Genomic DNA, 22,136 nt, shown 5'->3' with positions numbered 1-22,136 from the left:
TGCTTGTATTGCCGCAACAAGACAAAAAAAATGCAAGGCTTTCGCCTTGCATTGTTAGATCGCGTCTGACCCTATTCCATTTGCATGGTGGCTGCGTATTACCGCGCCAAAGGTCACATCCTCCCAAGACTTTGACCGCGCTGGAAAGCAGAATTATTCTTACTTTCTCATTATGATTAAAAAAATAGCGGACTGCCTTCGAAATGTCACGAAAAATATTCGGTACAGTCATTTTTTGCTTACAAATCTGGCAGCGTAACAAAACTGTCACAAATCTGAGATGTCTCATTTGGCGTTGGCGGGTTCCCAACCCGCTGTTAAGCCGCTAAGAAACATTGCTGCGTCGCGGATTAATCCGGGTTTTGGGCGGGACGCGGCAACACATTTGGCGGCGTATGAGTCTTTCCGGAAATCGGCAACGATTTTTGGGTAATACGCTAACTTTGCACTTGGTTTTGCCTGATTCTTCAAGCATTCAGGCTGTGTTTCAATTTGGTGATCTCAATGCGGCTTTCCCGTTATTTCCTGCCTATCCTGAAAGAAAATCCCAAAGAGGCGGAAATCGTCTCGCACCGGCTGATGCTGCGTGCCGGCCTGATCCGTCAGGAGTCGGCCGGCATCTATGCCTGGCTGCCGGCAGGCCTGCGCATCCTCAACAAGGTGTCCAACATCATCCGCGAGGAACAGAATCGGTCCGGCGCCATCGAGCTGCTGATGCCGACGATCCAGTCCGCCGATCTGTGGCGCGAAAGCGGCCGTTATGACGCCTATGGCGACGAGATGCTGCGCATCAAGGATCGTGGTGACCGCGAGATGCTGTTTGGCCCGACCAACGAGGAAATGATCACCGAGATTTTCCGGGCTTATGTGAAGTCCTACAAGGACTTGCCGCTCAATCTTTATCACATCCAGTGGAAGTTCCGCGACGAGCGCCGCCCGCGTTTCGGCGTCATGCGCTCGCGTGAATTCCTGATGAAGGATGCCTACAGCTTCGATATCGATTTCGAAGGCGCCAAGGCCGCCTATAACCGCATGTTCGTGGCGTATCTCCGCACCTTCTCGCGCCTCGGCATCAAGGTCATCCCCATGCGTGCCGATACCGGCCCCATCGGCGGCGACCTCAGCCACGAATTCATCATTCTGGCCGAAACCGGCGAGAGCCAGGTCTATTGCGACCGCGCCTATCTCGACCTGCCGGTTCCCGGTGCCGATACCAATTTCGATGACAATGCGCAGGTCGCCGATATCGTGACCAAATGGACGACGCCCTATGCGGCGACGGATGAAATGCACGACGAAGCCGCCTGGGACAAGGTCGGTGCGTCCGAACAGCTTGCCGCACGCGGCATCGAGGTCGGCCACATCTTCCATTTCGGCACCAAATATTCCGAACCGATGGGCGCCAAGGTCACCGGTCCCGATGGCAAGGAACACATGGTTTCCATGGGTTCCTACGGCATCGGACCCTCGCGTGTCATCGCCGCGATCATCGAGGCATCCCATGACGAGAACGGCATCATCTGGCCGAAGGCCGTTGCGCCATTCGGCGCGGGCATCGTCAACATGAAGCCGGGCGACGAGGCGTGCGACGCGGCATCCGCCAAGGTCTACGAGGCCTTGACCAATGCCGGTCTCGAGCCGCTGCTGGACGATACGGATGATCGTCCCGGTGCGAAATTCGCCAAGATGGACCTGATCGGCCTGCCGACGCAGGTGATCATCGGGCCGCGCGGTGTTGCCGCGGGCGAAGTCGAGATCAAGGATCGCGCGACGGGTGAACGAGAAACCCTGAGCATTGAAGCTGCAATCAACAAGCTTGCAGGCCCCGCTGACTTTCAGGCTGGAACTCTATGACAGAATCGGCCGTCACTGCTGTACAACAGGGTCCCAAGCCGTTCTCTGCCTATGAACGGATGATCGCATGGCGCTATCTGCGCGCCCGGCGCAAGGAAACGTTTATTTCGGTGATCGCCGGTTTCTCCTTCACCGGCATCATGCTCGGCGTGGCGACGCTCATTATCGTCATGGCCGTCATGAACGGTTTTCGCAGCGAATTGCTGACGCGCATTCTCGGCATCAACGGCCATGTCATCATGCAGCCGATGGACCGGCCGCTCGATGACTACGACAATGTGATCAAGCGGATCGATGCGGTTCCCGGTGTTTCCTTCGCCATTCCCGTCGTGGAAGGCCAGGTGCTCGGCCAGGGCAATGTCGGGCAGGGCACCGGCACGCTCGTACGGGGCCTGCGCGAAGAGGATATCAACAAGCTCCAGCTCGTCGCCAAGAACGTCAAGCAGGGCACCTTCGCCAATTTCGACAAGGCGGGCGGCGTGGCCATCGGCACGCGCATGGCGGAAAATCTGGGGCTCGGCATCGGCGACAAGCTGACATTGATGTCGCTGGACGGCGATGTGACGCCGCTCGGGGTTTCGCCGCGGGTAAAATCCTATCCGGTCGTCGCCATTTTCCAGATCGGCATGTCCGAATACGACGCCTCGATCGCGCTCATGCCGCTGGATGAAGCGCAGCTCTATTTCAATCAGGAGGGCAAGGTCCAGTCCATCGAGATCTTTGCCAACAATCCCGACAATGTCGACGCGCTGAAAAAGCCCATCGAGGATGCGGCGCAGCGTCCGCTGATGCTCACCGACTGGCGCCAGCGCAACGTCACCTTCTTCTCCGCCCTGCAGGTGGAGCGCAACGTCATGTTCATGATCCTGACGCTGATCGTTCTCGTGGCGGCCCTGAACATCATTTCCGGCCTGATCATGCTGGTGAAGGACAAGGGACGCGATATCGCCATCCTGCGAACGATGGGCGCGACGCGCAACTCGGTCATGCGCATCTTCCTGATGACGGGCGCGGCAATTGGCGTGACCGGCACGATTGCCGGCGTGGCCCTGGGTGTCCTCGTCTGCCTCAACGTCGAGCGCATCCGGCAATTCTTCTCCTGGTTGTCAGGCACGACCCTGTTCAATCCGGAGCTTTATTTCCTGAGCACCTTGCCCGCCAAGATGGATTTCAATGAAACCTTCACGGTCATCCTGATGGCGCTTGTCCTGTCGTTTCTGGCAACGCTTTTCCCCGCATGGCGCGCGGCCAAGCTCGATCCCGTTGAAGCCTTGAGGTACGAATAATGTCAGCCGGGCCCATTCTTCAGCTGACCAGCGTCGGCCGCCGGTACAATGAGATCGACCGGGAGCTGGTTATTCTGGACGATGCCAATTTCTCCCTCGGCAGGGGCGAGATGGTCGCGCTTGTCGCGCCCTCTGGCGCCGGCAAGTCGACGCTTTTGCACACGGCGGGTCTCCTGGAGCGGCCTGACAATGGCGATGTGATTCTGGACGGCCGCGCCTGCGGTTCCCTGTCCGATGAAGAGCGCACCGCCATCCGCCGCAACGACATCGGTTTCGTCTATCAGTTCCACCATCTCCTGCCGGAATTTTCCGCGCTGGAGAACGTGATGATGCCGCAGATGATCCGCGGCATGAAACCGCGCGTTGCCTCCGAACGCGCGCAGCAGCTGCTTGATTACATGAAGGTGGGGGCACGCGCCTCGCACCGGCCGTCGGAACTGTCCGGCGGCGAGCAGCAGCGCGTTGCCATCGCCCGCGCGGTGGCCAATGCGCCGCTTGTGCTGCTTGCTGACGAACCCACCGGCAATCTCGATCCGGTGACGTCCTCCTATGTGTTCGAGGCGCTGGAAGCCCTGGTGCGCCAGTCCGGCCTGTCGGCGATGATCGCCACGCACAATCACGAACTGGCCCGCCGCATGGATCGCCGCGTCACGCTCAAGGACGGCAAGATCACCACGGTCTCCTGATCCGTTCACACCATGGATAGCAAACGGGCGCGGATTTTTCCGCGCCCGTTTGCGTTTGGCGGCACCCGCTCGCCGGTCCGCGTTTTACCCTCTGTTAAGAAATCGACAACCATAGCGCCAACGGCAGCTTTGGCACGCTTGACTTTGGAACAAAAATAGAACAAAACATATACATAGAGCAAACGAAGAAGGGTTTTACCGATGAGCGAACTTTTCCAGGACGTCATGTCATTCGTTACAGTCAGTCTGTTTATTGCAACATTCGCCATGTGGGTCAGCGTTATCTGAAAGAACCGGCGGGGCCGGGATGACTAGGTTTTCCCTGGTTCCCGGCCCGCGGGCGTCGCCCATCATCATGTCTGGTTCCACATGCGGACAACCGGTTCCGTCAGGTCGTGCTCATAGCCGAGCACGCTGATGCTGGTGGTATCCAGAACGAAAAGCGCGCCGCCTTCGGGCGGCAAGCCAAGCCAGCGGGCCGTCAGCACCCGCAGGAAATGCGAACTCGAGAAGATGAGAATCCTGTCATTCGCCGCGCGGATGGCATGGATGATCCGGTCGGCACGCGCACCGACATCGGCTGCGGATTCGCCGCCGGGGCAGCCGTCGCGGAAAAGCTGCCAGCCGGGGCGCTCCGCCAGGATCGCCTTGGTGGTGATGCCCTCATAGGTGCCGTAATCCCATTCCGCCAGATCGTCCTTGATCACGCGGGCATCGCCAAATCCGGCGAGGGCGCAGGTTTTCGATGCGCGCTGGGAAGGGCTCGACCATATGGCGGAAAAGGCAAGGCCCTGCAGGCGGCCTGCCAGGGTGCGGGCTGCCGCTTCGCCAGCTGCCGTCAGCGGCATGTCGGTTCGCCCGGTGTGCTGGCCGGACAGGCTCCATTCCGTCTGACCGTGCCGCACCAGATAGATTTCGGGATATGCATTGCTCATTCACGGGCCTTTCGCTGGCACATCACAGGTTGTTCACAGTCGCACGATCCGGCGGTCAAAGTATAGGTGGACACCCCCTGACCATTGTTCGAGAATGCGCGGGTGGTGAATCAGCGCGTTCGCCGGAATTTTCTGGAGATGGATACAGTGGCAGACGGACAGGGCAGACCCGGCGAAGGCAGTGTGGAAAAGCAGGCGCTTCGTTTCGTCCATCTGCGGGTGCATTCCGCCTATTCCCTGCTGGAAGGCGCGCTGCAGGTCGCCAAGGTCATCGATCTCGCCACGTCCAACAAAAGCCCGGCCATCGCCATCACCGACACCAACAATCTGTTCGGGGCGCTCGAATTCGCCCAGAAGGGTTCGAAGTCCGGCTTGCAGCCGATCATCGGCTGCCAGCTCGACATCGCCTTTCACGATCAGGCGGAGGAAAGCCGCAGCGCCAACCGGCGCGAAGCGCTCGGGCTTGCGCCGCTCGTGCTGCTAGCGGCAACGGAAACCGGCTATGCCAATCTCGTCCGGCTTGTCAGCCGCGCCTATCTGGAAACGCCCGCCGGCGATCCCGTCCATGTTGCCGCCTCCTGGCTGCCGGGTCTTTCCAACGGTATCATCGTTCTTTCCGGCGGTCCCGAGGGGCCGATCGCCAAGGCGATCAAGGACGACCGCATCGACCGCGCCCGCCAGCGGCTCATCCACCTGCGCTCGCTCTATGGCGACCGGCTCTATGTCGAGCTGCAGCGTCATCGCGGCTATGACCGCGCTTTGGAAGCGACCCATATCGCGCTTGCCTATGAGCTGGAACTGCCTCTGGTCGCCACCAATGACGTGTTCTTCTCCAAGAGCGCCGACTATGAGGCGCATGATGCGCTGCTGGCCATTGCGGCGGGTTCGCTGCTTTCCATCGACGATCGCCGCCGCCTGACGCCCGACCATTATCTCAAGACCGAAGACGAGATGGTGGCGCTGTTCGCCGATCTGCCCGAGGCGCTGGAAAATACCGTCGAGATCGCGCTGCGCTGTTCCTATTATCCGAAGAACCGCGCGCCGATCCTGCCGCGCTTTACCGGTGAAAGCGACGATCCTGAAGCGGCCCTGCAGGAGGAAGCCGACGAACTGGCCCGGCAGGCGCGGGAAGGCCTGGCAAGTCGCATCGAGACGCTCGGCATGGCCGATGGCCACACGCCGCAGGAATATGCCGACCGGCTGGAATATGAGATTTCCATCATCACCCGAATGAAATATCCGGGTTACTTCCTCATCGTTTCCGACTTCATCAAGTGGGCGAAAGCCCATGATATTCCTGTCGGTCCCGGCCGCGGCTCCGGTGCGGGTTCGCTCGTTGCCTATGCGCTGACGATCACCGACGTCGATCCGCTGCGCTTCTCCCTGCTGTTCGAACGCTTCCTCAATCCCGACCGCGTCTCGATGCCCGACTTTGACATCGACTTCTGTCAGGAGCGGCGCGACGAGGTCATCCGCTATGTTCAGGCCAAGTATGGCCGCGATCAGGTGGCGCAGATCATCACCTTCGGAACGCTGCAGGCGCGCGCCGTGCTGCGCGACGTCGGCCGCGTGCTCGAAATGCCCTATGGGCAGGTGGACCGCCTGACCAAGATGGTGCCGGCCAACCCGGCCAATCCGGTGACGCTGGCAAAGGCCATCGAGGATGAGCCGCGCCTGCGCGAAGAGCGCGACAAGGAGCCTGTTGTCGAGCGCCTTCTGGACATTGCGCTGAAGCTGGAAGGGCTGTACCGCCACGCCTCGACCCACGCCGCCGGTATCGTCATCGGCGACCGTCCGCTGTCGGAACTCGTGCCGATGTACCGCGATCCGCGCTCCGACATGCCGGTTACGCAGTTCAACATGAAGATGGTGGAAGAGGCGGGGCTGGTCAAATTCGACTTTCTCGGCCTGAAAACCCTGACGGTGCTGCAGACTGCGGTCAATCTGGTCAAGCGGCGCGGCATCACCGTGGATTTGTCCAACCTGCCGCTCGATGACAAGCTCAGCTACGAAATGCTGTCGCGCGGCGAAACGGTCGGCGTGTTCCAGGTGGAAAGTACCGGCATGCGCAAGGCGCTGATCGGTATGAAGCCCGACCGGATCGAGGACATCATCGCGCTTGTGGCGCTGTACCGTCCGGGTCCGATGGAAAACATCCCGACCTACAACGCGCGCAAGAATGGTGATGAGGAGATGGCGTCGATCCATCCCAAGATCGACCATCTCGTCAAGGAAACCCAGGGCGTCATCATCTACCAGGAACAGGTGATGCAGATCGCGCAGGAAATGTCCGGCTATACGCTGGGCGAAGCCGATCTGCTGCGCCGTGCCATGGGTAAGAAGATCCGCTCCGAGATGGACATGCAGCGCGTCCGTTTCGTTGATGGCGCGGTGGAACGCGGTGTGACCAAGCCGCAGGCCAACTTCATTTTCGACCTCTTGGCAAAGTTCGCCGACTACGGTTTCAACAAGTCGCACGCCGCCGCCTATGCCATCGTGTCGTTCCAGACCGCCTATATGAAGGCGCATTATCCCGTCGAGTTCCTCGCTTCGTCGATGACCTACGACATGGCGAACACCGACAAGCTCAACGATTTCCGCCGCGAGGCGCTGCGGCTGGGCATCGAGGTGGTCACCCCTTCGGTCAACACGTCGTTCTGCCTGTTTGAAGTGGGCGACAACCGTATTTTCTATTCGCTCGCCGCCATCAAGGGCGTGGGCGAGGCGGCGGTCGATCATATCGTCGAAAAGCGCGGCGACGCGCCCTATGCCAGCCTTGAGGATTTCTGCGAACGCATCGATCCGCGCGTCGTCAACCGGCGCGTGTTTGAAAGCCTGATCAATGCCGGGGCGTTCGACTGCTTCGGGCGGGAACGCCCGGCGCTCATTGCCGGTCTCGACCGTATCATCGGCCATGCGCAGCGCACGCAGGAAGACAGCGTCAGCGGACAGGCGGACATTTTTGGCGGCATGGCCGCAGGCGGATCGCAGGGGCTGCAGCTGCCCAATGCGGCGCCATGGCTGTCGGCGGAAAAACTGCGGCGTGAGTTCGAAGCGGCGGGTTTTTACCTCTCCGCCCATCCACTCGACGAATACCGGCCGATCCTGGAAAAGATGCGGGTGCAGAGCTGGGCCGAATTTTCCGCTGCGGTGAAACGCGGCGCCAATGCCGGACGGCTTGCCGGAACCATCACCGCCAAGCAGGAACGCAAGACCAAGACCGGCAACAAGATGGGCATCATCCAGTTTTCCGATGCATCGGGCCAGTTCGAGGCGGTGCTTTTCTCCGAGGCGCTGGCGCAATACCGCGATCTCCTGGAGCCGGGACGCTCCGTCGTGGTGACGGTCGGCGCCGAAGACCGGCCGGAGGGCATCAGCCTGCGCATCCAGACGGCGCAGTCGCTAGAGGATGAAGCCACGCGCATGCAGAAGGCCTTGCGCCTCTATATGCGCTCCAGCGAGCCGCTGAGCGCCATCACGCCCTATCTCGCCCCGCAGAATGACGGCCAGATCGTCTCGCTCATCCTGATCAAGGAGAATGGCGCCAGCGAAGTGGAGATCGAACTGCCCAACCGCTACCGCGTTGGCCCGCAGGTTGCCAGCGCCATGAAGGCCATTCCCGGCGTGGTCGATGTGGAGATGGTTTAGGTAACACCGCACTGAGGCGCATTGGACTGTATCGATCGATCCCTCCCAAACCGCAAGATCGGTCGAGCGTTGTATATCCGCAAGGGGCTAGCTGGTGGCGCCACGGAGGAACAGGCGATGAAGGCGGCACTTGAAAACTACCATGCCCGGATGCAACGGGTGCTGGATCACATCGAACAGCATCTTGACGATGATCTGGGCCTGGAAGCGCTGAGCGGCATCGCGGCGTTCTCGAAATACCATTTCCACCGGCAGTTCATGTCCACCTTCGGGTTATCAGTGCATCGCTATGTCCAGCTTGCCCGTATGAAGCGCGCTTCGTATCGGCTGGCCTACATAGACGCCCAGAGCGTCACGGATATAGCGATGGATGCCGGTTACGACGCACCCGATGCCTTCGCCCGCGCCTTTCGGCAACGGTTCGGGCAATCGCCTTCGTCGTTCAGAAAATCTCCCGATTGGGAGCCGTGGCTTGCGGCCTTCGGGCCTTTTGACAACGCAAGGAGCAAGCTCATGCAGAAGACTTTTACCACGATTGACGTGACGATTCGCGATGTGGCCCTGACGCGGGTGGCGATCATGGAACATCGGGGTGACCCCGCGATGATCGGTGCCACCATCCAGCGGTTCATCGCATGGCGCAAGGCCGCTGGCCTGCACCCCAGGACAAGTCCGACCTTCACGGTCTGGCGTTCCGAGCGGCGTCCCGCATCGCCCGCCGATTACAGCATGGACCTTTGTGTCGGCACCGACCAGCCGATCGAGGCGAACGGCGAGCAGATCAAGGCCGGCGAGATTCCCGGTGGTCGCTGTGCGGTGCTGCGCGTCGTCGGCAACACCGACAATCTGGAGCCCGCCGCGCTCTATCTGTATCGCGACTGGCTTCCGGCCAGCGGCGAGGAAGCGCGTGACTTCCCGATCTATTGCCAGCGTCTGAGCTTCTTCCCGGAGGTGCCGGAGCATGAGGCGGTTGCTGATCTGTTTCTGCCGCTGAAATAGCGCCGGTCAATGGTGGCCTGGCCATCTCTCCTTCGCTTTGCTGCAAAAGGCATCTTGTGTGGTGCGTGGTTCGCCCTTCGACAAGCTCAGGAAGCTCACCATGAGGGAGTGCGAGGATTGCAGGGAGTTATATCCTGCAGGATTGGTCATACCTCGATGTTTCCGAATAGTCTTGCAGCCCACCCAGCCCCTCATGGTGAGCTTGTCGAACCACGCACCATCGTCATTGCAATTCAAAACAATCCGGATTCATTTTCTCCGAAATTTCCCGTAAATCCCTGAATCAAATCAATCAATCTCGTCCGGCACCGGCCGTGTCCTTTGCCTGATCTTGCCGAAGGTATAGCCGGTCTCGACGGCATTGTTGCCGAATTTTCCGCGCAGCTTGTCGATGGCCGTCTCCGCCACGGCCCGCTTGGTTGCCTGCACATCGACGAGGTCGAGCGGATCGGCGCGGCCATCATCGCTGAGGTCACTCACGCCAATGCCGATGAGCCGGAACCGCGTCCCGTCGATCTCCTTTTCCAGCAGCGCCAGTCCCGTGCGGAAAATCCGGTCGGCAAGCTGGGTCGGGTCGGCCAATTGGCGATTGCGGGTTTTCAGCTTGAAATCGCTCGACTTGAGCTTGAGAACCACCGTCCGGCCGGCAATGTCGGCGGCCTTCAGGCGGCGCGACACTTTTTCGGACAGCGAGCGCAGAATCGGAACCAGCTCTTCCAGCGTGCCGATATCCTCGTTGAACGTCGTTTCCGCCGAAACGCTCTTGGATTCGCCGTCCGGTTCCACCCGGCGCGTGTCGACGCCGCGCGACAGCTGGTAAAGGCGCTGGCCCATGCTGCCATAGGCGGCCATCAGCGCGCCGAGTTCCATGGTCTGCAATTGGCCGATGGTGCGGATGCCGTCCCTCTCCAGCGTGGCGGCAAACACCTTGCCGACACCCCAGATCATGGTCACCGGCTTGTCATGCAGGAAATGCGGGGTTTCCGCTTCGCCGATGACGGAAAAGCCGCGCGGCTTGTCAAAATCCGAGGCGATTTTTGCCAGGAACTTGCAATAGGACAGGCCGACGGAAACCGACAGGCCCATTTCCTTCTCCACCCGGTTGGAAAACTGCGCCATGACCCGCACCGGCGGATCGTGGTGCAGGCGCTGCGTGCCCGACAGGTCGAGAAACGCCTCGTCGATCGACAGCGGTTCCACCTGCGGCGTCAGATCGCGCATCATCTGGCGGATTTCGCGCCCCACCCGCACATATTTTTCCATGTTCGGGCTGATGACCACCGCATGCGGGCAGGCCTCCAGCGCCTTGAACATCGGCATGGCGGATTTCACGCCATGAATGCGCGCGACATAACAGGCGGTGGAGACCACACCGCGCTTGCCGCCGCCGATGATGACGGGCTTGTTGCGCAGCTCCGGATTGTCGCGTTTTTCCACCGAGGCGTAGAATGCATCGCAATCCACATGGGCAATGGAGAGCCTGTAGAGTTCCGGATGGCGCAGCAGGCGCGGGCTGCCGCATTGCTGGCAGCGGCGCCCGGCCGAGGTCTGCGCTGTCAGACAGTCGCGGCAGAATCCAAATTCAGGATCGTTGAGGGGGGCCATGATGCTCGGAACATAAATAGAACATGCCGAACTTACTGAAGAGACAGGCCGCTTGCAAGCCGTTTGCGCGTTAGTACACATCCTCCTGCCGTCCGCCCGGCAGCAGCCGCAACGCCTGCTGGAACAGGGCAGGGTCCGTCTCTGTCGCCTCGCAATAGCGCATCAGGGTCGGCTCATGCGCCAGGTAAAACTGCAGCACGCCGGCCAGAAATCCCGGCTCCTGCGCCGCCTGGCGGATTTGATCCGCCGTGATGCCCGTAAGGGCAAGAAAGCGCGGCAGCAATTCACTGTCCTGCGCCAGGAAAACCAGGGCATTGATCGCCAGATCCTGTGCATTCTCGAGGTTCATCTGCTGTTTCATTCTGCCTGTCTGTCCCGAAATGTGTGTTCATCCGAACACCCTTGAAAACAATATTCCCGTTTGACCGCCTGCCGCGACCCCATTGCAGGCGGAAGGGCCAATGACCAATTGAATCTCTACAAAAGAAGATGTTCAATAAAGCCTTGGTTAAACATGATCTGCAGCATTTTTTGACCGCCGTGAAGAGTTACCTTTTCATCAATCAAAACGCGCTATTACTTGCATCCATTCAATGATGCTGCGGTGGGAGCCTTGTCAAGGCGGCAATCCCACGCCACGCATGATCAACGGGACGTTGCCAATGGTGAAGAAAGTCATGATTGTCGAGGACAATGAGCTCAACATGAAGCTCTTCCGCGACCTTATCGAAGCCAGCGGCTATGAAACGATCCGCACACGCAACGGTCTCGAAGCCCTCGATCTGGCGCGCGAGCATCGGCCCGACCTGATCCTCATGGATATCCAGCTGCCGGAGGTTTCCGGGCTCGAAGTGACCAAATGGCTGAAGGCGGATGATGATCTGCATGTGATCCCCATCATCGCCGTCACGGCCTTCGCGATGAAGGGCGACGAGGAACGTATCCGGCAGGGCGGCTGCGAGGCCTATATATCCAAGCCGATTTCCGTGCCGAAATTCATCGAAACCATCAAATCCTACCTTGGCGACGCTTGACCCGTCAGTTTTCCCGGAGAAGTGAACTATGACGGCCCGCATACTTGTCGTAGATGATGTTCCTGCCAACGTGAAGCTTCTGGAAGCGCGGTTGAGCGCCGAATATTATGAAGTCGTGACGGCGTCGAACGGCTATGAAGCGCTGGAATTCTGCGAAAACAACAGCGTCGATGTCATCCTTCTCGATGTCATGATGCCGGGCATGGACGGGTTCGAGGTCTGCCGCCGGCTGAAATCGCAGCCCGCCACCGCGCATATCCCGGTCATTCTGGTGACAGCGCTCGATCAGGATATGGACCGGATCACCGGCTTGAATTTCGGCGCCGATGATTTTCTCACCAAGCCGGTCAACGACCTGCAACTGCTTGCCCGGGTGAAAAGCCTGGTGCGGCTGAAGAATCTCACCGACGAATTGCGGCTGCGGGTGGCAACGACCCGCGATGTCGGCCTCGAATCCATCCTGCGCTTTCCCAGCGGTGTCGAAGCCATAGCCCGGGATGCCAAGGTGCTGCTCATCGACGAGCGGCCCGGCAGCGTCGAACGAATCAGAACCATTCTGGCGGAAGAATGCACCGTCGACGTGCAGACCGATCCGCAGACGGGTTTTTTCGACGCCATTCAGGGCAATCACGACTGCCTGATCATCGCATCGAGCTTTGCCGATTACGATCCGCTGCGCATTTGCGCGCAGTTGCGCTCGCTCGACAACACGCGGTCGATGCCGATCATATTCGTCGCGGATCAGGGCGAGGAACCGAAGGTCCGCCGCGCGCTGGAGCTTGGCGTCAACGATTATGTGGTGCGGCCGCTCAATTCCAACGAATTGCTGGCGCGCCTGCGCACGCAGCTGCGCCGCAAGGCCTATCATGACGGCCTGCGCGCCAGTGTCGTCAAGACCTACGAGATGGCCGTCACCGACAGCCTGACGGGCCTGCACAACCGGCTATATCTGGAAACGCACCTGGCAACCCTGTTCAAGCGCGCGGTGGACCGCCGCCGTCCGCTGTCGATCCTGATGACGGACATCGACCGCTTCAAGCTGATCAATGACACCTATGGCCATGATGGCGGGGATGAGGTGCTGCGCGAATTCGCCCAGCGCCTGCGCCGCAACGTGCGCGGCAGCGACCTCGCCAGCCGCTATGGCGGGGAAGAGTTCTTCATCGTCATGCCCGATACGGACCTGACGATGGCGGCCATTGTCGCCGAGCGCATCCGGCGTGAAGTGGCCTCGACGCCGTTTTTCGTCGATGACGGCGCCACCAGCGTGCCGGTGACCATCAGCATCGGCATTGCCAGCGTGCAGTCGAAGGATGACAGCGTGCAGAACATGCTCAAGCGTGCGGACGAGGCGCTGTATGGCGCCAAGGCGTCGGGCCGCAACAAGGTTGTGTCCGAGGCGGCGTGAGGCCGTCCGAATCGGATTGCCAATCCCCGGAAACAAAAATGCCGCCCGAAGGCGGCATTTTGAACATGCGGGAAAATCCGGGATTACTTGATCTTGGTTTCCTTGAATTCAACGTGCTTGCGTACGACCGGGTCGTACTTGCGGAAAGAGAACTTTTCTGTCTTCGTACGGCTGTTCTTGCTCGTAACGTAGAAGAAACCGGTGTCAGCGGTCGACAGAAGCTTGATCTTGATATTTGCAGCCTTAGCCATTTTCAGTTTACCTGTCTTTATTAGAAGAGGACCGCCGTTCAGTCCAACAACGTGGCTATAAGCGGAAATTCAGGCGGACATGTACCAACACCCGCCGAAAAGTCAAGGGTGGAGGCACTATAATCTAGGATTGGTACAGTGCTCTAGGCGGTGCTCACACCAATCGGCCTCTGCATCGTCATTCAAGCTTAACCCGTGTCTTGAACATCAGCGTGATGCGCATGGTCGGGCAAACGCGGGTGACGCCGCGGGCAACGTGATGAACAAAGCCCGGAAAAAGCAAAAGCCTGTTGGGTTTCGGATAGATGGCCGCAAGAATATCGTCCTTGTCCTGATTGAATAGGATCGTTTCACCACCCCAGTCCGAATCCCAGACTTCGTGCGGATAGTAGACCGCTGTACAGGCTCCGGGTTCCAGTGAATCCGTGTGGGTTGCACCGTCGCTGCCGTAGGGGAGGCCATTGGCATAACAACGCTGGAGAACATGTCCTTTCAGTGCGGTTCGAGCAAGTTGTTCCCATAACACATGAAGGAGGGGAGCTTTGGCGGCAAGTTCAACTTCGCAAGCGTTGCTCGATCCTTTGTGCAGAGCGCCTTGTTCAATTGTATCGCCGAGTGCTCCGGCAAAATGCTTGTGCCAGAAGGATTGCGCGCCTTCACCGCTATGGGATCGCCATCCGTACCCCCATCCTCCGGTTGAAAGAAACCTGTAGATGGCTCGCTGCTCCTGAGCATTCAAGAGGTTTTCAACCACGGTAATTCCTTGCCATGGTTGAGTATCCCCCTTTCGCGATTGTGATGTCATTGGATTTACCCTTAGAACCTTACCGTCAGATCGGCTTTGACGGAGTTGTCGTTGACGCCGGCCGAGAACTGTCCGGTATAGGTGAGGCCGAGTGTGGTGGCCTTGCCGATATCGAAGGCGAGACCGGCTTCGACAAGCGCCGCATCGGCGGCAATGGGCAGGCCGCTGACATCGAAGCTTTCGCCGCCGCTGGCAAAGGCCAGCTGCGCCTGCGGTGTCACATCGCCATAGGCATGCCGCCAGCCGGCCATGCCGCGCGCCGTCAGCGTCGTGGCATTGCCGAGGGTGAAGGCGCGCGATGCCCTGAGCCCGAGTGTCGTCGTCGTCAGGTCCGTGCTGGATGATGGCGCCGACAGGGCGGCGATGCCGCCGGTTTCGGTAAAGCCTGCCGTCTTCAGGTGGGTATAGGCTGCCGCGGCAAAGGGTTCGAGCGCCGCATAGGGCGTCTCGATGCGGTAGGCGGCTTCACCGAAGAGCTGCACCGTGTTGGCGCTGTAACCGGCGGTGTCCGTCTCCTCCAGCGAGCCGAACGACACCGTGCGGCGCGTATCGATCACGTGATGCGCGAGCACCGTGCCAAGACTCAAGGTCAGCGCATCGATTGTCGTGCCGCCATAGATGCCGAGCTGATAGCTGTCGGCGGAGACGGACGACCCCGCCCCATGCAGCGATGTCGAGCCGTAACCGGCCAGCACGCCCAGCCGCCATGTCTCCGCAATCACCCCATCCATGCCGGTGACGATGCCGCCGGTGTTTCTGCTGTAGGCGGCCGCATTGCCATCGCTGGCACCATGGCTCCAGCCGCCATAGGCCTGTCCCCACAAAGCGGTGGTTGCGGCGACTGGTGCGGGCGTTGCCGCATCAAACGCCTCACCGGCACTCCGCTTGTCCTTCGCCTCCGGGCCATAGGCGAGCGGCGTTGCAACCGGCGCGGCTTTGGCGGCGACGCCGTCAAAGGCGGCGCGTATCCGGTCGCTCGCGGCCCCGCTGACCAGCCCGGCATCCTGCAACAGCGTGCCGCGTAAGCTGGCATGCGCTTCGCCCGACAGGGCGGAGAAACCGGCGGGCAGGTCCTGCGTCACGGTTGAAACAGCCACCGTGTCATAGAGCAGATTGCCGCGGCCAAGGCTTTCAATCCCGGAAGCCGCTGCCTTCTGGTTCCTTGTCTTGCCGACATCGGCAAAGGCAACATTGTTGCGCGCAAGGCTGACCGAGACGTCATTGGCTGCATAGGCGAGTGCGGCGCCGATGAAGTAATAGTGCGGCAGGGCCGTATCGAAGGTTCCGCTCACGCCACCAGCAGCCGTCAGCATCGTGTATGTCTTATCCAGCAGCGCCAGCGTTTCGGCTGGAGACAACGGTGCCTTGCCATCTTCTGTCGTCACCGTGACCACGCCGCCGAGCAGCGTTGCCTTGCCCGCCACCTCCAGCCGATCGCTGCGCCCGTCGGCAGCCACCTGAATGACCAGGGCGGCATCTTTGTCGAAGCTGGCATCGGTTGCCACATGCAGCGTGCCGATCGAGTTTCCTGGCGCGACCACGCCGCCCTCATGCACCGCCAGACGCTCCACCGTGCCGATGCCACCCAGCGCGCCGTTGGCATTGACCGCCGCTGCGCCGCTGCGGCCATCGACGGAAGCAAAGCCGCCGTTCAAGGCGAGATCGCCGGTGACACCCGTGGCATTGACCTTCACCTGCCCGCCCGCATTCACCGTTACCGTCGCCGCCGTGCCATCGACGGTCAGCAGCCCCTTATCATTGATGAGAGACGCCGAGACGATTGAACCGCCAAGCCCGATGCCAAGCTCGCCGCCATTGATCACCGTATCGCCGCGATAGGTATTCTTGCCCGTCAGCCACAATGAACCCAGGCCCGACTTCGTCAGCCCCGCATCATAGGATTTCGGATTAGCAAGCTTGCCGGAGAGATAGGCCGTGCGGGGTTCTAAGGCTTCGTATTCAGCTTTTACCAAGCCAAACATATCGTTTGTTAACGTCAATTTTATGCTGTCAAAACCTGGTTTTGAAAACTCGCCATAGTATTCTTGCGCATCATATCCAGAAGTCCATTCGGGATATTTTGCTGTGTAAACCTTTAGAATGGCAGCGGCCAGAGGATCAGCGTTTGCCGCTTTCAGCGCGGAATTGTAATCTGCAGAGACATAAGGCGTTGTATCGTTGGCCTTGAAAACGGCTGCCAACAGAGCCTGCGTCTTATTGAAGGCGGATGGTGCAAATTGCTGTTCCACCCCTTTCTCGATCTTCAACTTCTGTTCATTGCCAATACCGCTCTCCCAGCCCTGTGACTTCTTCCGCGTGGCCCACGCCGCCACTTCTTCCGTCTCTTCCCGTTTGCGCTGGTCCAGCGCTACCTGCGAAATGTCGTTGCTCCATATGTCCCGCGCACCGGCACCCAGATTGGCATCGAACCGGCCGAGGAACTGACCGGGGCCGTTCATGGCCTTCTGCAGGTCGACAAGCCCCCAACCGAAGACCTTATCAACGCCCGCATCGCCAAGGTCCGTGGACGTGGTCTTGAGGATTTCATTGACTTCGCCATTGGCGAGATAGGAAAAGCGCTGTTTCACAACACCGAAGGCTCCGGTGGCCACGGGACCTGCCATGGATGTACCGCTTTTAAGTTTGTATACGGGATGCAGGTCGGCATCTTCCAGAACATCGCCATTCTTTTTGAGGCTTATATCGCCATCGGGCACACTGCTGTTGATTTGTGTTCCCGGCGTGCCAACGCAGTAATATTTCGCATAACCGCAAATGCTGGAAAAATTACTCCTCGAATAACCTTGCGGATTATTCCTATCCGCATTGACGCTCATTGTAGTCAGCCAGTTTTTCTCGACATCAGGCACGAAGGTTGCAAGCCCCGCCATGGCATCCGGCTCCTTGCCCTTATCATTGCCAGCCGAAAATTCAACGACGATACCATGACGCGCTGCCTTGAGAGCACCATCATAAGCGCCGCCTTCCGGCGTACCGAGAATTGCCTTTATCTCCTCAAACTGCGCCTGGGCTTCCCGGTAAGTCCATTGGGGCAATTTTTCATTAACGCCGATCCCCCAGCTATTGGTGATGATATCAACACCGCTGTCGATCATTGCATCCCAGGACTTGCTATAGACGCCGCCATCATTGCCTTTGACGATGCCGTCTTCCGGCCCCGGATCGCCATTATCCACGGCAAAGATGCGCGCGTCGAAAGCGACACCCTGCATCCCTTCACCGCCATGGATGCCATTGCGATTGCCTGCAGCAATGCCCGCCACGTGTGTACCGTGATCAGCAATCTTATGCCGTCCGTCGACATAAACTCTGCCATCATAGACGTATGGATCGCCGGCTTTCACATTGATAAGAACATCGCTATAGGTACGGATGCCGCTGATTGGGACGACGGTGAGTTTGTCGATGCCGGCAAATTCCGGGTGGGCATGCCAGGCAGGTTGATCAATGACACCGATCTTGACGCCTTTACCGGTATATCCTTTTGCATAGGCCGCATCTGCATTGATGGCCTGCAGCGGAAAGTTCTGCGGTAAAGACGGTGAGGCATCCCTCGCTTTGCCGATAAATTCCGCATCGTCCCGCCAGCTCTTCCTTGCCGCTTCCAGATCATTCGTTCTTGTGCCGTCAGCGTTGACATATTTCGGCAGCTGCTGTGCAGAAGCACCGGATCCGGCAGCGGCAACGATCAGCGCGGCGCAGACACTGCTTAAAAGATAGTTGCGGAATTTGGACAAACGATCAGAACGCGCGGAAAAACCCGCACCTGTGGCGTGAAAAGACATGAAATATGGTTCCCGATAAAAATGTCGTTTGAAATGCAGGAATGAAAACAGGCAATATAGGAATAAATAGAGTTGCTATGATGGCGGTTAGTCAAGGGGAAAATTGCTGCGGCAATGCTTTCACCCGCAAGTTTTCAAGCAAATACGACCAAAGAACAATGGTTCATTGGCGTTTTCTCTTCCAGGTTGCGGCGAGGTAGAGCTTTTGTTGATGAGCGATGAGCTTCAGTTGATTCTGTACTTGGAAAGGGTGGTAGCCCTAGTTCCTGCGTCTTATCAGCCGGGAACCGACCAGAAGCGCGTAACCGGCGAAGAATATTGCCAGCGACACCGCAAATCCGCCGGGGCCCATCGCATCCATGCCAAGCCCCAGTGCCTGCGGACCCACCAGCATGCCGACGGCGTAGCAGAACACGAACGCCGCATTGGCCGAGGCGAGTTCACGGCCCGTGAGCTGCGAGCCGAGATGCGCGAGGCCGACCGTGTAGAGCCCGGCCACCACGCCGCCCCAGATGAAGAACAGGCCCGCCACCAGATACCAGTTGGCGGTGATGAAGGGCAGGATGCACATGCCGGCAAGCCCGACCAGCGCGCAGACAAGCAGGATCTTGCGGCGGTCCTGCACATGGTCGCTGAGCAGGCCGATCGGGATCTGCATCAGCACATTGCCGAGGCCGATCGTGGTCAGGAGCAGGGCGGCGTCCGCCTCGCTGTAGCCGATGCGCGAGCCATAGACCGGAAACAGCGCGAAGCCGCCGGTTTCCACCGCGCCGAACACGAAGACGGCCGCCGTTGCCGTCGGCACCGCCCAGATGAAGGGGGCGAAGGGCACGTGTTCTTCCTCGTGAAAATCGGGGCTTTCCTTCCAGGCAAGGAGAACGGGGAGCATGGCGAAAATGATGATGCCGAAGCCGACGGCAAACGGCGTGATGCCGGTGCTGCCGATGCGCGAAAACAGCCAGGGCCCGAGCGCAAAGCCCATGGACAGCACCGTGGCATAGACGCCGAGCACCAGCCCGCGTTTTTCCGGCGGCGCGGCGGTGTTGATCCAGTATTCCGACAGGATGAACAGCATGGTCAGGGCGAAATGCAGGAAGACGCGCAGCACCACCCACACCCAGAAATCGCTGAAGACATAGAAGCCGAAGAAGGAGCAGGCGCCGATCAGAAGCATCAGCAGCAGGGTCGGCACCACGCCGAGCCGGGCGGCGATGGAGGCGGCGAAGGGCGCGGCAACGATGGAGGCGATGCCGGCAACCGCCGCATTGAGGCCGATCATCGTGGCGGAATGGCCGCGATTCTCCAGGATGACGCTGAGCAGCGGAATGCCGAGGCCGATGGCGACACCGACGGCACTGATCGTCGCGATGGCCGCAACAAGGGCGCGCCAGGATGACCGGACCACGATCTGGTCGGACGTCTTCTGCATTGCATCCATGAACTAGAAGACCTCTCGGACGAAGCGCCCGTATTTCATGCGGTATTCAACGACGGTGTGGCCGGGTTGCAGGGCCGGATTGGTCTCCAGCACCGCCTGCGCCTCCTGGATGATGGCGCGGGTGATCGTCGGAATATCGAGCTTCAGGGCGTCGTTGAAGGGCAGCCAGCACAGCTCCTCGAGCTCCAGCGACGGTCCGGTGCCTTCGGGCAGGCTGTCGGCCACCGCTTCGCGGAAGGCCATGAAAAAGCGCGTGTCGAAGCGGCGCGAGCCGCCGGGCGGCGTGGTGGCGCGGGCGAAATAGCGCATGGCCGAAAGGTCGGGCAGGATGCCGCGCTGGTCAAAGGCCGCCCAGTCGGGGTGGCCGATGGCGGCGGGTGCATGCCGGCCGAGGAACAGCCCGGCTTCCTCAAACGTCTCGCGGATGGCGGAAAGGGCGAGGGCGCGGCAGCGCTGGGTGCTGGGGCGCGTGCCCATGCCCTTCAAAAGATTGCCCTCGTCGGCCGGCGTCAGCTCGCCGAAGGCGGCAATCCGGCCATCGGCCCGTTCGGTGCGCCCGCCCGGAAACACGAATTTCCCCGGCATGAAGACATGGCGCATGTGGCGCCGGCCCATGAGGATGCGCAGTTCCTTGCCCGTGCGGTCAACGAGCAGCAGCGATGCGGCATCGCGCGGCCGCAGGCGGGCATGTGCGGCTTTGGCAGGCGCGGATTTGTCGAGGTCGCTCAATGGCATCGTGTCACCGTTCCGGCGGTTCCAGCTCATCGGTTTCGCCGCCGAAACCATGCATGTAATTGGCCCATTGCAATCCAATGATCGCGCCCTTTATCGGTTGGAGCAGGGCGATGGACATGGCAACCGTGAGGGGTGCCCAGATTGCCAGATGCACCCAGCTTGAAAGCAGGACGAGCGTTTCCACCGCGAGGAATCCGCCCAGCACAATATGGCCTACAATTGTGATGGTTATATAAGCAGGAAAATCATCGGCTTGCTGGTGGGTATAGTCCTCGCCGCAGACGGCGCAGCGGTCGACCGATTTGACGAAGGCGCGGAACAGTTTTCCTTCGCCGCAATGCGGGCAGCGGCCGCGAAAGCCGCGCCACATGGCCTGCCCCACCGGGCGGACGGGTCTTGCCGGGGCAGTATCCGCACCAAAAATATGTTCCGTCATCCCTTACCTCTTCGTCCGCCGCGGGAAAACCCGCCCGGACGTTTCTGGCTTCCGCGCGCAAAACGCTTGGCCTTGTGGTGCGAGCGCACGCCGCTTGGAACGGCATGCGGTTCGGTCAGCATTTCGAACCGCAATGCACCCGCCACCGGCAAGGCCTCGATCAGGCGCACATCGACGATATCGCCCAGCCGGAAGCCCTTGCCGCTTCTTTCGCCCGAAAGGGCATGGTTGGTTTCGTCGTAAAGATAGTAATCATCGCCGAGGGTTGAAATGGGAATAAAGCCATCGGCACCATATGTCGCAAGGGCAACGAACAGTCCGGCTTTGGTCACGCCGGAAATCCGCCCCTGGAAACTGCTGCCGACCTGTCCGGCGAGGTGATGGGCGATCAGCCGGTCGACCGTGTCGCGTTCGGCCGCCATGGCGCGCCGCTCCGAGGTGGAAATCAGCGCGGCGATCTCCGGCAGGTCTTCCTCTTCCTTGCGGGTGATGCCGTCGGGGCCGAGCGCCAGCGCCGCGATCAGCGCGCGGTGCACGATCAAATCGGCGTAACGGCGGATCGGCGAGGTGAAGTGTGCATATTTCTGCAGGTTGAGACCGAAATGGCCAATATTCTCGGGGTTGTATTCCGCCTGCGACTGCGAGCGCAGGACGACCTGGTTGACCAGTTCCTGCTGTTCGCTGCCTTCGACGCGCTTGAGAATATGGTTGAACTGGTTCGGGCGCAGTTCGGCGCCGCGCGCCAGTGAAATATCCAGCGTGCGCAAAAACTCGCGCAGAATTTCCTGCTTGGCCAGCGACGGCGCGTCATGGATGCGGAAGATCAGCGGCTGGCGCTTGCGCTCCAGCGTTTCGGCGGCGGCGACATTGGCCTGGATCATGAATTCTTCGATGAGCTTGTGCGCATCGAGCCGCGGCGGAATCACCACCTTGTCGACCTTGCCTTCCGGCGTCAGCAGGATTTTCTTTTCCGGCAGGTCGAGTTCCAGCGGTTCGCGGGAATCGCGCCCGCGCTTGAGCACGGCGTAGGCTGCCCAGAGCGGCTTCAGGATGCTGCCGAGAATGGGCGCAGTCTTCTCGTCGGTCGCACCGTCAATGGCCGCCTGTGCCTGCGGATAGGACAGGCGCGCATGCGAGCGCATCATGATGCGGTGGAATGTGTGCGAAATCTTGCGCCCGTCGGCACCGAAAATCATGCGCACGGCAAGGG

18 protein-coding genes (1 of these 18 only partly in view) are annotated in these 22,136 nt (G+C 60.0%); 7 read left to right on the top strand and 11 right to left on the bottom strand.

Annotation, left to right across the window (positions count from 1 at the left end; translation table 11 throughout):
• Positions 1-504: 504 nt before the first annotated feature.
• The 3 genes from proS to ACZ25R_RS14010 are packed head-to-tail and all read left to right on the top strand — an operon-like array spanning position 505 to position 3,826.
• Positions 505-1,854 carry a proline--tRNA ligase gene (gene proS / locus ACZ25R_RS14020; RefSeq protein WP_403173263.1) on the top strand — a complete coding sequence of 450 codons (1,350 nt, stop codon included), beginning with the start codon at positions 505-507 and terminating at the stop codon, positions 1,852-1,854.
• Entirely contained in the window at positions 1,851-3,140 is a 1,290-nt protein-coding gene (locus ACZ25R_RS14015; RefSeq protein ID WP_223615177.1) for a lipoprotein-releasing ABC transporter permease subunit, read from the top strand. Before proS ends, ACZ25R_RS14015 begins: the two co-directional genes overlap by 4 nt.
• The gene (locus ACZ25R_RS14010; protein WP_105735461.1) at positions 3,140-3,826 is read left to right on the top strand and encodes an ABC transporter ATP-binding protein; all 687 of its coding nucleotides are present in this window, start codon (positions 3,140-3,142) and stop codon (positions 3,824-3,826) included. Before ACZ25R_RS14015 ends, ACZ25R_RS14010 begins: the two co-directional genes overlap by 1 nt.
• A gap of 5 nt (positions 3,827-3,831) precedes the next feature.
• Here the strand turns inward: ACZ25R_RS14010 and ACZ25R_RS14005 are convergent, their stop codons facing one another.
• Both ACZ25R_RS14005 and ACZ25R_RS14000 read right to left on the bottom strand, forming a co-directional pair.
• On the bottom strand, positions 3,832-4,095 hold the full coding sequence (locus ACZ25R_RS14005) for a hypothetical protein (protein WP_472461300.1): 264 nt from the start codon (positions 4,093-4,095) through the stop codon (positions 3,832-3,834).
• 84 nt (positions 4,096-4,179) lie between these two features.
• Positions 4,180-4,761 (bottom strand): histidine phosphatase family protein, encoded by a 582-nt coding sequence (locus ACZ25R_RS14000; protein ID WP_472461299.1) that lies wholly within the window; start codon positions 4,759-4,761, stop codon positions 4,180-4,182.
• Positions 4,762-4,899: 138 nt separating this feature from the next.
• Between ACZ25R_RS14000 and dnaE the strand changes: the two genes are divergently transcribed.
• Positions 4,900-8,409, top strand: a complete 3,510-nt coding sequence (gene dnaE / locus ACZ25R_RS13995) for a DNA polymerase III subunit alpha (protein WP_472461298.1) — start codon at positions 4,900-4,902, stop codon at positions 8,407-8,409.
• 117 nt (positions 8,410-8,526) lie between these two features.
• Positions 8,527-9,408, top strand: coding sequence for an AraC family transcriptional regulator (locus ACZ25R_RS13990; protein WP_472461297.1), 882 nt, complete (start codon positions 8,527-8,529; stop codon positions 9,406-9,408).
• A 288-nt stretch (positions 9,409-9,696) separates the two neighbouring features.
• Here ACZ25R_RS13990 and ACZ25R_RS13985 read toward each other — a convergent pair whose 3' ends face one another.
• Both ACZ25R_RS13985 and ACZ25R_RS13980 read right to left on the bottom strand, forming a co-directional pair.
• Entirely contained in the window at positions 9,697-11,013 is a 1,317-nt protein-coding gene (locus ACZ25R_RS13985; RefSeq protein WP_472461296.1) for a DNA polymerase IV, read from the bottom strand.
• Positions 11,014-11,083: 70 nt separating this feature from the next.
• Positions 11,084-11,374, bottom strand: coding sequence for a DUF3572 domain-containing protein (locus ACZ25R_RS13980; RefSeq protein ID WP_223615170.1), 291 nt, complete (start codon positions 11,372-11,374; stop codon positions 11,084-11,086).
• Between the two features lie 301 nt (positions 11,375-11,675).
• Here ACZ25R_RS13980 and ACZ25R_RS13975 point away from each other — a divergent pair, with 301 nt between their 5' ends.
• Both ACZ25R_RS13975 and ACZ25R_RS13970 read left to right on the top strand, forming a co-directional pair.
• On the top strand, positions 11,676-12,047 hold the full coding sequence (locus ACZ25R_RS13975) for a response regulator (protein ID WP_008122893.1): 372 nt from the start codon (positions 11,676-11,678) through the stop codon (positions 12,045-12,047).
• Positions 12,048-12,075: 28 nt separating this feature from the next.
• Positions 12,076-13,455, top strand: coding sequence for a PleD family two-component system response regulator (locus ACZ25R_RS13970; protein ID WP_464660032.1), 1,380 nt, complete (start codon positions 12,076-12,078; stop codon positions 13,453-13,455).
• Positions 13,456-13,538: 83 nt separating this feature from the next.
• Here ACZ25R_RS13970 and rpmG read toward each other — a convergent pair whose 3' ends face one another.
• The 7 genes from rpmG to rnr form a co-directional block, all read right to left on the bottom strand.
• On the bottom strand, positions 13,539-13,706 hold the full coding sequence (gene rpmG / locus ACZ25R_RS13965) for a 50S ribosomal protein L33 (RefSeq protein WP_105735448.1): 168 nt from the start codon (positions 13,704-13,706) through the stop codon (positions 13,539-13,541).
• A 178-nt stretch (positions 13,707-13,884) separates the two neighbouring features.
• Positions 13,885-14,511, bottom strand: a complete 627-nt coding sequence (locus tag ACZ25R_RS13960; protein ID WP_472461295.1) for a 2OG-Fe(II) oxygenase — start codon at positions 14,509-14,511, stop codon at positions 13,885-13,887.
• An 11-nt stretch (positions 14,512-14,522) separates the two neighbouring features.
• Positions 14,523-18,317, bottom strand: coding sequence for an autotransporter domain-containing protein (locus ACZ25R_RS13955; protein WP_472461294.1), 3,795 nt, complete (start codon positions 18,315-18,317; stop codon positions 14,523-14,525).
• A gap of 259 nt (positions 18,318-18,576) precedes the next feature.
• Complete coding sequence (locus tag ACZ25R_RS13950; RefSeq protein ID WP_346307232.1) at positions 18,577-19,755, bottom strand: MFS transporter; 1,179 nt, start codon at positions 19,753-19,755, stop codon at positions 18,577-18,579.
• Between the two features lie 3 nt (positions 19,756-19,758).
• Positions 19,759-20,520, bottom strand: coding sequence for an NUDIX hydrolase (locus tag ACZ25R_RS13945; RefSeq protein ID WP_472461293.1), 762 nt, complete (start codon positions 20,518-20,520; stop codon positions 19,759-19,761).
• On the bottom strand, positions 20,495-20,926 hold the full coding sequence (locus ACZ25R_RS13940) for a DUF983 domain-containing protein (protein ID WP_472461292.1): 432 nt from the start codon (positions 20,924-20,926) through the stop codon (positions 20,495-20,497). Before ACZ25R_RS13940 ends, ACZ25R_RS13945 begins: the two co-directional genes overlap by 26 nt.
• On the bottom strand, positions 20,923-22,136 hold the 3' portion of the coding sequence (gene rnr / locus ACZ25R_RS13935; RefSeq protein ID WP_472461291.1) for a ribonuclease R. The gene runs 1,111 nt beyond the window's last position; 1,214 of the gene's 2,325 nt are visible here — the last part of the coding sequence; the start codon falls outside the window, past its right edge; it ends in the stop codon at positions 20,923-20,925. The genes ACZ25R_RS13940 and rnr overlap by 4 nt, the downstream gene beginning before the upstream one ends.

The sequence above is a fragment of the Phyllobacterium sp. RCAM01083 genome (genome assembly GCF_055685835.1).
This window is presented reverse-complemented; position numbering and strand designations above follow the sequence as displayed.